This is a genomic window from Yinghuangia aomiensis, assembly GCF_039542225.1.
Taxonomy (GTDB): Bacteria; Actinomycetota; Actinomycetes; order Streptomycetales; family Streptomycetaceae; genus Yinghuangia; species Yinghuangia aomiensis.
The window spans coordinates 275,930-290,819 of sequence record NZ_BAABHS010000009.1 but is presented as its reverse complement, the minus strand read 5'-3'; the positions used below and the strand labels follow the sequence as shown (position 1 = coordinate 290,819).

The window sequence follows — 14,890 nt, the reverse complement described above, 5'->3', positions numbered from 1 at the left end:
TCACGTGCCGAGGGCCTTCGCGGCGCCGCGGCGGAGGCGCGGCAGGTTGTCGTAGAGCGCCTGGCCGGGGCATTCGGTGACGAAGGCGTCGCGGTGGCCGCTGACCACGTTGAAGCGGACGTTCGTCCCCGCGGCGAACCGGCTGGCGCTGTCGCCGGAGGTGAGCTGGTCCTGGCCGAGCGGGTTGCGGCCGTACATGCCGAGCTTCCACGCGATGACCCGGGTCAGGCCTTCGAGGAGCGGGGCGGGCGGGGCCGTGTCGGTATAGGTGCCGATCGCCGCGACGCCCATGCTGTCGGTGTTGAACCCGAGCGTGTGCGCGCCGCGGACGGCCTTGTCGACGCCGCCCGCGCGGCCTTCGAAGATCGTGCCGCAGCGGTCGACGAGGAAGTTGTAGCCGATGTCCGACCAGCCGTTGGTCTTCACGTGGTAGCGGTAGATGGAGCGCAGGACGGCGGGCGAGTCGGCGCAGCTGTAGGTGTTGCTGTCCGCAGTGTGGTGGACGAAGACCACCTTGACGGTGTCCGTGTACTTGAAGTCGGCTTCGCGCAGGGACTCGTCGGCGCCCCACGCGGCGCGGCTGACGATCGCCGGGCGGCTTCCGGCGCCGCGCGAGCGGACTTTGCCGTCCACGGACGCGACGCCCGGGTCGACGAGTTCGAGGCGCAGGCCGCGCGGGACGTCGCCGGACAGCAGGCCGACGCGGGCTTGGACGGCGTCGGAGCGGCCCATCCACAGCGGTTCGGACGCGCCACGGCGGGCGGTGTCGGCCAGACGGTCGCCGGTGGTCCGGATGGTGCGCCAAGAGCCCCATTTTCCTTGGGACTTCGTGCGGAGGGTGACGACGAGGCGGGGATCCGCGGCCGGGTCGTCCCAGGAGATGCCCGCGAGGGAGAAGGCGCGGGTGGGGGTGCGGGGGATTACCGCGATGGTGCGGCCCTCGCCCGCGGGGGCGTCGCGGGCGATGCCCTGGAGGGGGACGGTGTGGGTGGTGCCCGCGGTGCGGGCGGGGGCGGTCTCGGGGGTCGCCGCGGCGGGGGCGGCGAGGAGGGTGAGCGCCAGGGCCGCGGCTGCGGCGAGCGGGCGGAGGCGGTTTCGGGCGGGGCGCGCGGTGGAGCCGGGGAGCACGGTGGCCTTTCGTGGTCGGGGCGAGGGTCTTGTGTGTGTTCCTCGGCAGGCGGGGCTTAGTGCTGAACCGGCGAAGGCCACTCGGATGGAGTTGTGGGGCGTGGGCTCGCATTGAGCCGGGTTGTCCACAGGCCTGGGGACGCCGCGCGTCCGCCGCATCGTCCGCTCCGTACAGTGAGCCCATGTCCGACACCACTCCCGTCACCCTGCTCCGCTCCGCCCTCGCCTCGGACGGGACACGGCCCTTCACCACGTTCTACGACGACGCCACCGGCGAGCGCGTCGAGCTGTCCGTCGTCACCTTCGACAACTGGGTGAGCAAGACCGCCAACTACCTCCAGGACGAACTCTCCGTCGAGCCCGGCGACCGCGTCGCGCTGCTGCTGCCCGCGCACTGGCAGACCCAGGTGTGGCTGCTGGCGTGCTGGTCGGTCGGGGCGGTCGCGGTGCCGGACGGCGACCCGGCACGGGCCGACGTGGTGGTCGCCGGGCCGGACGCGCTGGAGCGCGGGCTGGCCTGCCCGGGCGAGCGGGTCGGGCTGTCGCTGCGGCCGCTGGGCGCCCGGTTCGCGGCACCGCCGGAGGGCTACCGCGATTACGCGGTCGAGGTGCCCGGGTTCGGCGACCGGTTCGTGCCGTACGTGCCGCCGAGCGCGGACGACCCGGCGCTGGAGATCGACGGCCGCACCCTCACCGGGGCGGAGGCCGCGGACGCCGGCGCGGAGTCCGCGGCGGCGTGGGGGCTGGCGCCCGGCGACCGGCTTTTGTCGACCTTGCCGTTCACTCGTGCGAGTGGTTTGCGGGCAGGGCTGCTGGCACCGCTCGCGGCGTCCGTACCTGTGGTTTTGTGCCGAAACTTCGAACTCATCGACGAATCCGCCCGGGAACGACGGATTTCGACCGAGCGCGTCACCCGTACGATCACTGATTCCGAAGGCTGAAGCCCGGTCGGTCGGCTCCGTCCGTCCGCCGGGAAACTGCGCGGAAGGTGAGGACGGGGTATGGCCAGGAGGCGCACTCCGTCCGGGAGTTCGTCGGACGACGGGGTGCCGGAACCGGCGGCGGACGCTGCCGCCGACGCGGCGCCCTGCACCGGCGGCCGGGCAGCCGCGCGCAAGGCCCGCCGCCGGCGCAACCGCCGCCGCAAGGTGTTCATCCCGCTGCTGGTCGTCGGCGCACTGCTGCTGGTGACCGGTGCGGCGGGTGCCTACGTCGTCTACCGCAAGCTCAACGGCAACATCCAGACCGACGCCGTGGAAGGCAAGCTCAGCGCGGACCGGCCCGAGGTCGGCGGCAACGGCAAGGGCAAGCCGCTCAATGTGGTGATCATCGGATCGGACTCGCGGGCGGGCGCCAACAAGCAGCTCGGCGGCGGCCGCGACGAGGGCGAACGCTCGGACACCACCTTGCTGTTGCACCTCACTTCGGACCGCAAGCGGGCGGTCGTCCTGAGCATTCCGCGCGACCTGATGGTGACGGTGCCGCCGTGCGTGACGCGCTCCGGCGACAAGTCGCCGGAGCGCAACCGGCAGATGTTCAACTCGGCCTACGAGCTGGGCGGCGCGGCCTGCACCCGCAACACCATCGAACGCCTGACCGGACTGCGGGTCGACCACCACATCGTCGTCGACTTCTCCGGCTTCAAGGGCATGGTCGACGCGGTCGGCGGCGTGGAGATCTGTCTGCCGCAGGCGGTCGCCGACCGTACCGGCAAGATCAGCCTCGCGGCCGGCAAGCGCACCGTGCACGGCAAGGAAGCCCTCGACTTCGTGCGGCTGCGGCACGACGAGTCGCTCGGCGGCAACGGCAGCGACCTGGGGCGCATCAAGCGGCAGCAGGCGTTCATCGCGTCGCTCGCCAAGCAGATGACGAGCAGCAAGGTGCTGTTCAACCCGGCGCGGATGTACGACCTCGCGGACGCGGTGACCAAGTCGATCCGCGCGGACGAGGGCCTCGACTCGGTGAAGGCGCTGGTCGACCTCGGGCGGAGCGTGCAGGGCGTCAAGACGTCCGACATGACGTTCGTGACCGTGCCGGTGATGGACTCGCCGACCGACAAGAACCGGCTGGAGCCGATCCAGCCGGACGCGCGGCGGCTGTTCCAGGCGATCAACCTGGACGAACACCTCGACGGCAAGAAGCCGGCGGGGGCGGCCCCGGGGCCGGCTCCGGCGGCGGCGCCGGCCGCGCAGGCCGGGACGCCGAAGCCGGGGGCGGCCACACCGGCGGCGGCGCCGAGCCCGGCGGTGTCGAGTGCGTCCGCCCCGATCCCGGTCCCGGCGCTTGATCCGTCGCAGGTGCACGTGAAGGTCCTCAACGGCAGCGGGCGGGCGGGGGTCGCGCGCGAAGTCGGCGACGAGCTGACGCGGCGCGGGTTCGTGGTGGATGCGACCGGCAGCACGGCGCAGGTCACCGCCACGACGATCGAGCACGCCCCGGCGTTGGCGGAGCAGGCGAAGACGCTGGCGGCGGCGCTGCCGGGGTCCGCGGTGCAGCCGGAGGGGAAGGTGTCGGAGCAGGTGGTGCTGACCGTGGGGAGTTCGTACGCGGGCATGCCGCCCGCGGCGGCTCCGGCGAGCCCGCCGCCGAGCCCGGCGCCGTCACTGAAGGTGGCCACGCGCGACGCCGACCAGGACATCTGCAAGGCGACCTGACCGCGACCTGCGCCTATGCCGCGGTGGTCCAGTCCAACCGACCCCGGGTCACGGCGCCCGAACGGCGCAACGTACCGTGCATCCGTTCGGCAAGGCAGCGACGCCACGGCGTGTCACCGCATCGTGATGTGACTTGGGCCACATAAAGCGACGTTGGTGCAACACCCCTGTCGAACGGCACGTCTATCTGGACACCGGCCACCGGCAGTTCGCACCTGCGTCATTTCCGGGACGGGGGCCGATTTTTCACGTCGGGCGGCAGAGAGCGAAGACCTCGTGGTCAAGGGCGGCAAGAATCAGGGCGCGTCGAACGCGAAGCGGAACCGCAACCGCAACCGCAACGCCGACGAGCCCACCACCGCCGACCCGCAACCGCAGCCCGAAACGACGACCCGACCCACCGCCGGCGAGCCCGAAAACGGACCGGTCGACGCCGTCGCGGCCGGCGCCGAGACGGCGGCCGAAGCCGACGCGGGTGACGCCGGGGCAGCCCCGGTGCCGACGGACACACCGGCCAACGCGGTCCCCGCCGCGGCCGAGTCCCCTGCGCCGACCGGGCAGGCGGGCGCGGAGGACGGCGCCGCGTCGGACAGCTCCTCCGCCGCCGACGACACGGAGTCGATGCCGGGGGCCGAGGAAACCGCGGCTGCCGCGCACGGGGCAGCCGCGGGGAACGCCTCGGCGGATGCTGACGCATCCACAGCAGCACAGCCGGATATCGCCGCCTCCGGGCCGGTGGCGGCCGAAGCGGCGACGGTGGCCGCGTCGGGTGACTCGGCCCCCGCGGCGGCCGCGCCCACCACGTCGGAGGAGCCCGCGGCGGCGAGCGGCGCGGAGCCGGTCGATCAAGCCGAGTCCGGCGCCACCCCCGCCCCGGCGCAGGCCTCCCCGAATTCCGGTGGAGCAGTCGAGGCCGCCGGAGACGGCGTCGCGTCGGCGGATGAGGCGGCCGGGGACGGCGTGGCATCGTCCGCCGAGCCCGTCCCCCCGGTCGCGCCCGCGCCTGTCGGCAGGGCCGCCGCGAACGAACTCTCCATATCCCCGGCCTTCCTGCCCCCGGCCGTCACTCCCGTCTCCCGTCGTCGGCGGCGGTGGAAGCGGGTGCTGGTGAGCATGGCCGTGGCGATGGCGGTGCTGATATCCGCGGCCGGAGCGGCGGCGTACTTCCTCTACCGGCAGCTCGACGGGCAGATCACCACCGACGCGGTGGACATGAAGATCGGGCCGGAGCGGCCGGTCGTCCCGCAGGAAGCGTACGGCGCGGTCAACATCCTGCTGATGGGGTCGGACGACCGGACCGGCGGCAACATCGAGTACGGCGACATCGGCGAAGGCACCAAGCGCTCCGACACGACGATCCTCCTGCACCTCTCCGCCGACCGTAAATCGTCCGTCGCGGTGAGCATCCCCCGCGACCTGATGGTGCAGATCCCCTCCTGCGTCCGCGACGACGGCACGCAATCCCGGGCCTACAAGGACCAGTTCAACCACGCCTTCGAAATCGGCGGCTCGGCCTGCACGATCAAGACCGTCGAGCAGATGACGCAGGTGAAGATCGACCACCACATCGTCGTCGACTTCACCGGCTTCAAGCACATGGTCGACGCCGTCGACGGCGTCGAAGTCTGCCTGAGCGAACCGCTGAAGGACCGCGCGGCGAAGCTCGACCTGCCGGCCGGGCGCCGCACGCTCGACGGCGAGCAGTCGTTGGCCTACGTGCGCGCCCGCAAGAACCTCGACGACGGCAGCGACACGATGCGCATGACCCGCCAACAGCGGTTCCTCGCCTCGCTGATGAACAAGATCGAGTCGAACGGCGTGCTGTTCAACCCGATCAAGCTGTACGAACTCCTCGACGCCGGAACGCGTTCCATCGCCGCCGACCCGGGCCTCGACTCGCTCGACGAACTCACCAAGCTCTCCAAGAGCGTGGCCGACATCCCGAGCGAGAAGTCCGCGTTCCTGACCGTGCCGCGACAGCCGTACCGCTACGACCACAACCGCGACGAACTCGTCCAGCCGGACGCCGACGCGCTGTTCACCGCGATCCGCTTCGACCGCATCGCGGTCGGAAAGGCCGACCCGGCCTCCCCCGTCGAGCCGGGCGGCACGGTCGAGATCCACGACGCGGCGATGCCGAAGGCGACGTCGACGACCGGCGCGCCGACAGGGAAGGCGACCGGGAAAGCGACCGGCAAGGCCACCGACGAGCCGTCCGACCCGGCGGCCGACGAGTCGTCGGATACCCCCACGGACAGCACGTCCGACAACGGGAGCGACAACGCGAGCGACAACCCGGCCACGGACGGCGCGGACCCGTCCGCGTCGGCGACCGGAAGCGCCACCGCAAGCCCGACCGGAAGTGCGACCGGGAGCCCTGCCCCCACGGGCTCCGGGAGCGCGCCCCCGGCCGCGGGCCCCGGTGCTTCCGGTGGCCCGATCGTGACCGTGACGGGACGCACAGTCGATCAGGACGTGTGCGCATGACCTGGGGAAACCCACGAAGCCCCGACCGGAACAGCCAATTTCGGCCGGAGTCGTACCACGGAAACGAGACGGGTTGCCCGGGGCCGGGAACTCGGCCACTAGGGTGACAGTTTCATCCACTCAGATGCTGAATCAGAAATCCGATCACCACAGCGCGACCGGGGGGCCGCGCAGGTCAGACAACGGGTAGCCGGGAGGGGACGCGGATCGTGAACGCTGGCGACGCACCCAAGAATGGGCGACCGGGACAAGGCCTCGAGTCCCTCGACGACGCCGACGTGGCGGACCTGTGGGTCATGGACCCCGACACCGGGAACTACGAACTGCGTTCCCCGGGTCGCGGAGCCGTGCCCGCGCAGCAGTCCGACGATCCGCACGCCGGGTTGTTCCGCGCCGACGCGCCGCGCGAGGGGACGACCCGCGCGGGACAGGGCGGCCGGGCCGCGGCCCGCCGGACGACCACCGCATCGCGGTCCGAGGCCGCCGTCACCGAGCGCCCGGACACCGACGAGGACGAGAGGTCGTCCCGCCCCGGGCGCCGCGCCGCAGCCAAGCCGAAGAGCAAGGCGAAGAAGCGCATCAAGTGGACGGCGATAGGTCTCGCCGCCACCCTCGTGGTGCTGGCGGGCAGCGCGTACGGCTACTACCTGTACCTGAACAGCCGGATCAAGAAGACCCAGCGCAGCGCGAACGACGAAGTCCCCCAGTCGGCGGCCGACTCCGAGGGCCGGACGCCGATGAACATCCTGCTCATCGGGTCGGACAGCCGCATCGGCGCGGGCAACGAGGGCTACGGTGACGCGGGCCACGCGGGCCTCGCGGACACCACGATCCTCATGCACCTGTCCGCGGACCGGACGAACGCGACGCTCGTGAGCATCCCGCGCGACACCATGGTCATGCGCCCCAAGTGCACCGTGAAGGGCAAGACCGCCCCGGCGTCCACCAGCCCGTTCCCGTTCAACGAGACGCTCGGCGACCAGTACGGCGGGGCGCCGTGCACGGTGGCCACTGTCGAGAAGATGCTCGGCGTCCAGGTCGACCACTACCTGATGATCGACTTCAAGGGCGTCAAGGAGATGACCGACGCCGTCGGCGGCGTCCCCATCAACCTGTGCGAACCGATCAACGACCCGGTGCGCCCGAACCAGGGCGGCGGCACCGACCTGTTCCTCAAGGCCGGCGAGCAGCGGCTGCAGGGCGAGAACGCGCTGAAGTTCCTGCGCGCCCGGCACGCGTTCGGCGACGGCAGCGACTTGGCCCGTATCGAGGCGCAGAAGAGCTTCCTCATGGCGCTGGCCCGCGAGGTCAAGAACAACGCCAAGTGGAGCAACCCGCAGGCGCTGTTCGACCTCGCGCAGGCCGCCACCGGCAATCTCCAGGTCGACGACGGCCTCGACACCATCAAGAAGCTCGTGGACCTCGGCAACGAGATCAAGAAGGTCCCCGAGAAGCGGATGGCGTTCACCACGCTGCCCAACGAGGCGTACCCGCCGAACCCCGACCAGCGTGTGCAGCAGCGCCAGCCCGACGCGGCCAAGCTGTGGCAGGCCATCAAGACCGACGCCCCCATCACCAAGGGCGACGGGGCGGACGCCGCGCCGCCCGCCGAGGCTCCCGCCTCCGCCCCGGCCACCCCGCAGGCGCCGACGGTGGACCCGGCGACCATGAAGGTCACCGTCCGCAACACGACCAAGTACACGAAGGGCAAGGCGGTCGCCGACCAGCTCTCGGCCGGCGGTTACAAGGCCACGTCGGAGTCGGGCAACTCGGGCCGGACGCTCGACAACAGCGTCGTCCGCTTCCCGAAGGGCAAGGTGGACGCGGCCAAGCAACTCGCCGCCGCCGTCGGCCTGTCCGACACCGCGCTGGAGGAGAGCACCACCGGCTCGACGTCGTTCGAGGTCGTCATCGGCTCCGACTTCCCGGGCCTGACCGACACGGCGCCCGCCACCGGCAAGCCGGGCAAGAGCACCGGCCCGGCGACGACCGCCACCACGGCGCCGCCGTCGGCGCCGAGCGCGAGCGACCTCAAGCTCAACACCGCGGACAACACGTCCTGCATCTCGACGGGGCACGGCAAGAAGTAGGTCCGCGCGCACAAACAGTCCGCAAGTCGCGGACACCGACCGCACACGGCGCCGGGAGGCGATGCACGGCATGGGCTCGGGGTTCGGACCGTCGGCCGACCATTCGCGCGATCGGCGCCGCCGCGCCCCGGGCACCCCTCCGGGGGCGGCCGCGGGCGGCGACCGGCTCGACGGCCTGGACGACGCGGACATCGCGGATCTGTGGGTCGTCGACGAGCACACCGGTGAATTCCGGATGCGCACGCCCGGCGAAGCGGCCGCGCCCGGCCCCGCGTCCCGTCCGGCGTCGTCCCGCCCCGCGTCGGCCCGCCGCCGCGCGGACGCCGAGGAATCGGCGTCGGCCGCGACGGCACCGGCTGCGTCCGCGCCGGGCCGCCGCCGGTCGGAACCGGCCGGGCGGGCCGCGGGCCGCCGGGCGGGCGGTGCCGCGGCCGAGGCGAACGGCAAGCCCAAGAGCAAGGTCAAGAAGCGCCTCAAGTGGACGGCCATCAGCCTCGTCGGCGTCCTCGTCGCGATCGTCGGCGCGGGCTATGCGTACTACGAGTACCTCAACAGCCGCATCAAGACCGGCGACCGCAGCGGCGCCGTCGAAGAGGCGAAGGCGGCGCCGGCCGACGAGCAGGGCCGCAAACCGATGAACGTGCTGCTCGTCGGCTCGGACAACCGCGTCGGTGCGGGCAACGAAGGCTACGGTGACGCGGGCCACCCCGGCCTCGCCGACACCACGATCCTGCTGCACCTGTCCGCCGACCGGTCCAACGCGACGTTGGTGAGCATCCCCCGCGACACCCTGGTCTTCCGTCCCGCGTGCAAGGAGGAAGGCGGCAGCGGAAAGGTTCAAGCAGCCGCCGACCGCGTCCCCTTCAACGAGACGATGCTGGCGCCGTACGGCACCCCGTGCACGGTCGCGACCGTCGAACGCATGCTCGGCCTCAAGATCGACCACTGGCTCAAGATCGAGTTCAAGGGCGTCAAGGAGATGACCAAGGCGGTCGGCGGCGTGCCGGTCAACTTGTGCGACCCGCTCGAAGACCCGTTCACCACGAACCCGCCCGGCGGCACCGGCCTGAGCCTCCCCGCCGGCGAGACCCGGCTCGCGGGCGAGGACGCGCTCAAGTTCGTGCGCGCCCGGCACGGTTTCCAGAACGACAGCGACCTTGGGCGCATCGAGGCGCAGAAGAGCTTCCTCATGGCGCTCGCCCGCGAGATCAAGACCAGCGCGACGTGGAAGGACCCGCAGGCCGTCCTGCAGATCGCGCAGACCGCGGTCGACAACATCACCGTCGACGAGGGGCTCGGCCGCATCGAGAAGCTGGCCGGGCTGGGTCAGGAGATCAAGAAGGTCCCGGAGAAGCGGATGGCGTTCACGACCCTCCCGGTCATGGACGTCCCCGGGGAGAACCCGCGCGTGCACGTCCAGGCGCTCGAGCCCAAGGCCGGCAACCTGTGGGCCGCGATTGCGGCCGACCGGTCGATCACCGCAGGCGACCCGAACGCACCGGCCGCCGCGCCAGGCACCGAGGCGCCGCCGGCGGCCACCGCCCCCGCCGCACCGGTGATCGACCCGACGACGATCAAGGTCAGCGTGCGGAACACGACCACGACGCCGCGCGCCACCGCGGTCGTGCAGCAGCTCAAGACGTTGCGCTACGACGCCTCGGTCAACAACACCAAGAGCACCACGCCCCGCGCCAACAGCTCCATCTCGTTCCCCGCCGGCAAGCTCGACGCGGCCAAGCAACTCGCCGCCGCGGTAGGCCTGCCCGAAACGGCGGTGGACGAGAGCCCGACCGCCAAGACGTTCGAGGTCGTCATCGGCCTCGACTTCCCGTCCGCGGCCCCGAGCACCTCCGCGGGACCCGGCACGCCCGCCTCCGCCTCGCCGCCGCCCGCGGCGCCGTCGAAGGACGACATCAAGCTCAACACCGCCGACAACACGTCCTGCATCAAGACCAAGAAATCCAAGTAGCCGTGGGTTCGTTCGGCCTCGGACCGGTCACCTGCGCCGCGGGTCCCCGTCCGAGCCGGAGGCGTCCGCCGGTGCCTGCGGGGTCGAGTAGGCGACCGACCAGGCGGACTTGGCGGATGCCGTGTGCTCGACGACGATGCGCTGGCCGGTGAGGAAAACGCGGTCGACGGGCACCGTCAGCGTGCTCGGGACCACGTGGCCGTCGGCGATGCGAAGCACGCGGAGGCCGTTCCCGCCGGGCAGGTAGAGGGTCGTGCCGTCGGTACCGCCGTCGGCCAGCCGGGCGAGGCCGGGAACCGCCCTGAACCACAGCGGGGTTCCGTCTTTCAGACGGTACGCGGCGACACCGTCCGCACTTGCGCGGGTCTCGTGCGCGAGCACGGTGTCGCCGGTGACGGTCACGTCGTCCGGATCGGTGCCGCGCAGCGTCCACACCGGGCGCCCGCCGTGGTCGAACGCGGTGAGGGTCCCGGGGCCGCCGTCCGCCGGGCGGCTGCCCGCGAGGATGCGGTCGGGGGTGACCGCGGCGAAACCGACGGTGCCTGCGGTGTCCGGGAGTTCGGCTTTCCAGGTCGGGCGGGCGGCGCCGGGCGCGAAGGCGGCGAGGGCGCCCGGCGCGGCGAGGTAGACGGTGCGGCCGTCGGCGGCGACGTCCGTCCAGCGGCCGGGCACGTCCCACCGGCGCGCGATCCCGCCCGAGACGGTGTCCTGCTGGGCGACCCGCGACGTGTCGGGTCGGCCGCCCGGGGCGGTGCCGACCATGAGGACGGTGCCGCCGTTGCCGGTCATCCCGGTGACCCAGCCGCGGTCACGCTCCGGGTCGGCGACCGCGGGCGTCACCGGCACGGCCTGGCACCACTGCGCGTAGCCGGACCGGGCGTCGGCGCCCATGACGTGGGTGTCGCCGTTCTTGTGCGGCACGAACGTCAGGGAGCGGAGGTTCTTCATGAACGTGTCGAGCGGACCTTCGGCGGTGCGCATCCAGTGGCGCTTGCCGCTGCGGCCTTCGTACATCGCCAGATCGCGCGGAGCCGCGCCGCCACGCGCCGGGAGCAGCCCGAACTCGTCCGACATGACGGGCAGCGGGCCTTGGGCGACGACCGTCCACACCGGCTTGCCGACGGCCTGGTCGCCGGTGAAGCGGGTGGCTTCGCGGTAGAGCGGATCGCCGAGGGCGGCGCGGATCGCCGGGTTGTCGGTGCCGCCGATCTGCGGGACGCCGAACGCGTCCGGGAAGACCTCGGTGTCGGTGAGGCTGTGGAAGTCCGACCAGCAGGGGCGTACTTCCTCCGCTTGGACGGCGACCACGCCCAGCACGGCGAGCATCACGACGGCGCCGCAGCCCGCGACGAGCTTCCCGGCGTGGCCGCGGACGAAGCGGGCAACGCGCGGCCCGGGCCGGGGCGTGCGGGGGTCGACCTGTGCTGCCTGCTCAGCCCCGCCGTCCACGTGTCCGTCCTCGTACCGCTCGCTCACGCCCGGTCAGGTCCCGTCGGCATCGCCGGACCGTCGGGCCCGGTCAGGCTCCGCCGCCGCCGATCGTGCGCCGGGCCACGCCCGTCCAGCGCGCCGGGTCGGTCACCCGCCGCCCGTCGACCAGCGCGCGGACGCCGGGGAACCGGTCGGCCGACAACGTCCGGTACTCCTCGTGGTCGGCCTGCACGATCACCGCGTCCACCGGCTCCCCGTCCTGGTAGGGCCGCAAACCCAGGGCGGCGATCTCGTCCTCCGTGTACATCGGGTCGGACACCATCGCTTCGGCGCCTGCCGCGCGCAGGGCCTCGACGACCGGGAACACGCCGGAGAACGCCGTCTCCTTCACCCCGCCGCGGTAGCTGACCCCGAATACCGCGACGCGGGCGCCGCGCAGCCCCGTGCCGTCCATCGACAGCAGGCCGTCGAGCAGGCCGACGCCGTAGCCCGGCATGCCCGCGTTGGTGGTGCGGGCCGCCTTGACCACCGTGGCGTCGGGGTCGTTGAAGGCGTAGAACCGCGGGTAGACCGGGATGCAGTGGCCGCCTACGGCGATGCCGGGCCGGTGGATGTGGCTGTACGGCTGCGAGTTGGACGCCTCGATGACGGCGTGGATGTCGACGCCGATGCCGTCCGCGTAGCGCGCGAACTGGTTGGCCAGGCCGATGTTGACGTCCCGGTAGGTGGTCTCGGCGAGCTTGGCGAACTCGGCGGCTTCCGCGCTGCCCATGTCCCACACGCCGTTGCCGCGCGGCAGGTCCGGCCGCGGGTCGAAGTCGAGGACCGCTTCGTAGAAGGCGACGGCCTTCGCGGCGGCGGCTTCGTCGATGCCGCCGACCAGCTTGGGGTAGCGGCGCAGGTCGGCGAAGATCCGGCCGGTGAGCACGCGTTCGGGGCTGTGGCAGAGGAAGAAGTCGGTACCGCAGCGCAGGCCGGAGGCCTTCTCCAGGGCGGGGAGGAAGCGTTCGCGGGTGGTGTGCACGGGGAGGGTGGTCTCGTAGGAGACCAGGGTGCCGGGCCGCAGGCCCTCGCCGATCGCCGCGGTCGCGGCGTCCATCGCGCGGAAGTCCGGCTGGGCGTCGGTGTCGACGACGACCGGGACGACGACCACGACGTAGTCGCTCTCCGCGACCGCGGCGGCGGTGTGCGTGGTGACGCGCAGCGTGCCGTCGTCGACGACCGCGCGCAGCCGCTCGGCCAGCTCGGCTTCGCCGGGGAACGGCTCGGCGCCCTTGCCGACCAGCTCGACCAGAGCCGGGTTGACGTCCACCCCGACGACCTCGTGCCCCTTGCCGGCGAACTGCACGGCAAGCGGGAGGCCGATCTTCCCGAGCGCGACGACACAGATCTTCACGTTGGACGTACCTTCGGTCGTGGATGATCCAGATGGCGCCAGCGTACCCGCCGGATTTGTCCCGAGGGTGACGATTGGGCGACGGTCAGGCGCGGGCTTCGAGCGTGCGTACGACCGCATTTGCGGCATGGCCGTCGCCGTACGGATGTCCCACGACGGGTGCCGGACGCTCGCGTACGGCGACTTTGCCCAGTTCGGCGGGGTCCGGGCACAGCACGTTCCAGCCGTGGGCCAGCGTCTCGGGCCATTCGGTCTCGGCGCGGAGCGTCGTGCAGGGCCGGCCGAGGAGGAAAACTTCCTTCTGGAGTCCACCCGAATCGGTGACGGCGCCACGGCTCCCGAGGACCGCGCGGACGGTCGCGGCGTACGGCAGCGGCCCGGTCGGCCGCAGCGCGCCGCGGTCCAAGGCGATCCCGTGCGCGGCGGCGCGGTCCCGGAGGCGCGGGTGCACGGGCAGCAGGACGGGGAGCGGGAGGGCTGCGAGGGCGTCCACGACGGCGGCCAGGCGGGCGGGGTCGTCGGTGTTCTCCGCCCGGTGCACGGTCGCGACGAGGTACTCGCCTTCGCGCAGCCCGGCTTCGAGGGGTTCGAGGGGCCGGTCCGCGACGGCGTCGCGCGTGCGCAGCACGATGTCGGCCATGACGTCGCCGACGACGGCGGTCCGCGCGGCGAGGCCTTCGTTCGCCAGGTTGGCCGCGGCAAGCTCCGTCGGCGCGAGCAGGAGATCCGCGGCATGGTCGGTGAGCACCCGGTTGTGCTCCTCGGGCATGACCCGGTTGAACGACCTCAGCCCGGCTTCCAGGTGCGCCACCGGGATGTGCAGCTTCACGGCGGAAAGCGCCGCGGCCAGCGTCGAGTTGGTGTCCCCGTAGACCAGCACCCAGTCGGGCCGCGCGCCGCCGAGGAACACGTCCTCCAGCGCCGCGAGCATCGCCCCGGTCTGCGCCCCGTGCCCGCCGGACCCGATGCCGAGGTGCACGTCGGGCGCGGGAATCCCGAGCCCGTCGAACAACGCGTCGGACATGGCGCCGTCGTAGTGCTGCCCGGTGTGCACGATCCGGTGCTCGTGCCCGGTGCCGCGGAAGGCGTCGGCCACCGCGGCGAGTTTGACGAACTGCGGACGGGCGCCGACGACGCTGACGACCTTCACGCGAACCTTTTGGTGTCCAGGTCGAAGCCGAACGGGGCGGGTAGCGGAATCGCCTCTCCGAAAGGCACGGACAATCCCTCGTAGTCCCCGTCTCTGGGCTTGCTGAACAGCGTCACACGCCGGTCGTCTCGGTCCACCAACAGGTAGAGCGGAATCCCAGCACGCGCGTAAGTGAGCCGTTTGATAGTCCTATCACGCTCCGGCCTCGACGACGTGACCTCGACGACCATCTCCACACCGTCGGGCGGTGTCCACGTCCCCTCGTCCAGGAGCAGGTTCAAGGCTTCAGGCACGATCGTGAGATCCGGAATCACATGGCTCGGTGCTGCTCCCGCTTCGCCGGGCAGCACAAGGCCTGCGTTTGCCGCAGCCAGCATCTCCACGGCCGGGAACTTCCCCATTTGTTTGCTGATAAGCGCGACCACATGCTCGTGGACAGCTGCCGGCGGTGGTGACACCACGACCTCCCCATCGATCAGCTCCGCGCGGAATCCCATCGGGGTTTCCAATGCGTGGAAGAACTCCAGAGTCTCCTGCTGGATGGGGGTTTCGTATGCCATAGCAACCATTGTGTGTCCCCCTTTC

The 14,890-nt window shown here is 71.9% G+C and carries 10 protein-coding genes; 5 read left to right on the top strand and 5 right to left on the bottom strand.

From position 1 onward, the window contains the following. Window positions 1–1,128, bottom strand: a complete 1,128-nt coding sequence (locus tag ABEA93_RS15060) for a peptidoglycan recognition protein family protein (protein WP_345676015.1) — start codon at window positions 1,126–1,128, stop codon at window positions 1–3. A 182-nt stretch (window positions 1,129–1,310) separates the two neighbouring features. Between ABEA93_RS15060 and ABEA93_RS15055 the strand changes: the two genes are divergently transcribed. The 5 genes from ABEA93_RS15055 to ABEA93_RS15035 all read left to right on the top strand — a co-directional run bounded on the left by ABEA93_RS15055 (window position 1,311) and on the right by ABEA93_RS15035 (window position 10,328). Continuing rightward, window positions 1,311–2,069, top strand: coding sequence for a TIGR03089 family protein (locus ABEA93_RS15055; protein ID WP_345676014.1), 759 nt, complete (start codon window positions 1,311–1,313; stop codon window positions 2,067–2,069). A gap of 60 nt (window positions 2,070–2,129) precedes the next feature. Then, entirely contained in the window at window positions 2,130–3,782 is a 1,653-nt protein-coding gene (locus tag ABEA93_RS15050) for an LCP family protein (RefSeq protein ID WP_345676013.1), read from the top strand. 276 nt (window positions 3,783–4,058) lie between these two features. Further along, window positions 4,059–6,269 carry an LCP family protein gene (locus ABEA93_RS15045; protein WP_345676012.1) on the top strand — a complete coding sequence of 737 codons (2,211 nt, stop codon included), beginning with the start codon at window positions 4,059–4,061 and terminating at the stop codon, window positions 6,267–6,269. Window positions 6,270–6,478: 209 nt separating this feature from the next. Next, window positions 6,479–8,359, top strand: coding sequence for an LCP family protein (locus ABEA93_RS15040; protein WP_345676011.1), 1,881 nt, complete (start codon window positions 6,479–6,481; stop codon window positions 8,357–8,359). Window positions 8,360–8,429: 70 nt separating this feature from the next. Beyond that, window positions 8,430–10,328, top strand: coding sequence for an LCP family protein (locus tag ABEA93_RS15035; protein WP_345676010.1), 1,899 nt, complete (start codon window positions 8,430–8,432; stop codon window positions 10,326–10,328). A 27-nt stretch (window positions 10,329–10,355) separates the two neighbouring features. Here ABEA93_RS15035 and ABEA93_RS15030 read toward each other — a convergent pair whose 3' ends face one another. The 4 genes from ABEA93_RS15030 to ABEA93_RS15015 all read right to left on the bottom strand — a co-directional run bounded on the left by ABEA93_RS15030 (window position 10,356) and on the right by ABEA93_RS15015 (window position 14,865). Then, window positions 10,356–11,804, bottom strand: coding sequence for an outer membrane protein assembly factor BamB family protein (locus ABEA93_RS15030; protein WP_345676009.1), 1,449 nt, complete (start codon window positions 11,802–11,804; stop codon window positions 10,356–10,358). Between the two features lie 43 nt (window positions 11,805–11,847). Continuing rightward, entirely contained in the window at window positions 11,848–13,155 is a 1,308-nt protein-coding gene (locus tag ABEA93_RS15025) for a nucleotide sugar dehydrogenase (protein WP_345676008.1), read from the bottom strand. Window positions 13,156–13,240: 85 nt separating this feature from the next. Continuing rightward, entirely contained in the window at window positions 13,241–14,305 is a 1,065-nt protein-coding gene (wecB, locus tag ABEA93_RS15020) for a non-hydrolyzing UDP-N-acetylglucosamine 2-epimerase (protein WP_345676007.1), read from the bottom strand. Then, window positions 14,302–14,865: a Uma2 family endonuclease gene (locus tag ABEA93_RS15015; protein ID WP_345676006.1), complete on the bottom strand. Its 564-nt coding sequence runs from the start codon at window positions 14,863–14,865 to the stop codon at window positions 14,302–14,304. Before ABEA93_RS15015 ends, wecB begins: the two co-directional genes overlap by 4 nt. Window positions 14,866–14,890: the final 25 nt, after the last annotated feature.

Bases quoted from the DNA above. Each gene is read 5' to 3' on its own strand.
- ABEA93_RS15050 (WP_345676013.1), top strand. From the start codon at position 2,130: ATGGCCAGGAGGCGCACTCCGTCCGGGAGTTCGTCGGACGACGGGGTG.
- ABEA93_RS15015 (WP_345676006.1), bottom strand. From the start codon at position 14,865: ATGGCATACGAAACCCCCATCCAGCAGGAGACTCTGGAGTTCTTCCAC.
- ABEA93_RS15035 (WP_345676010.1), top strand. From the start codon at position 8,430: ATGGGCTCGGGGTTCGGACCGTCGGCCGACCATTCGCGCGATCGGCGC.
- ABEA93_RS15055 (WP_345676014.1), top strand. From the start codon at position 1,311: ATGTCCGACACCACTCCCGTCACCCTGCTCCGCTCCGCCCTCGCCTCG.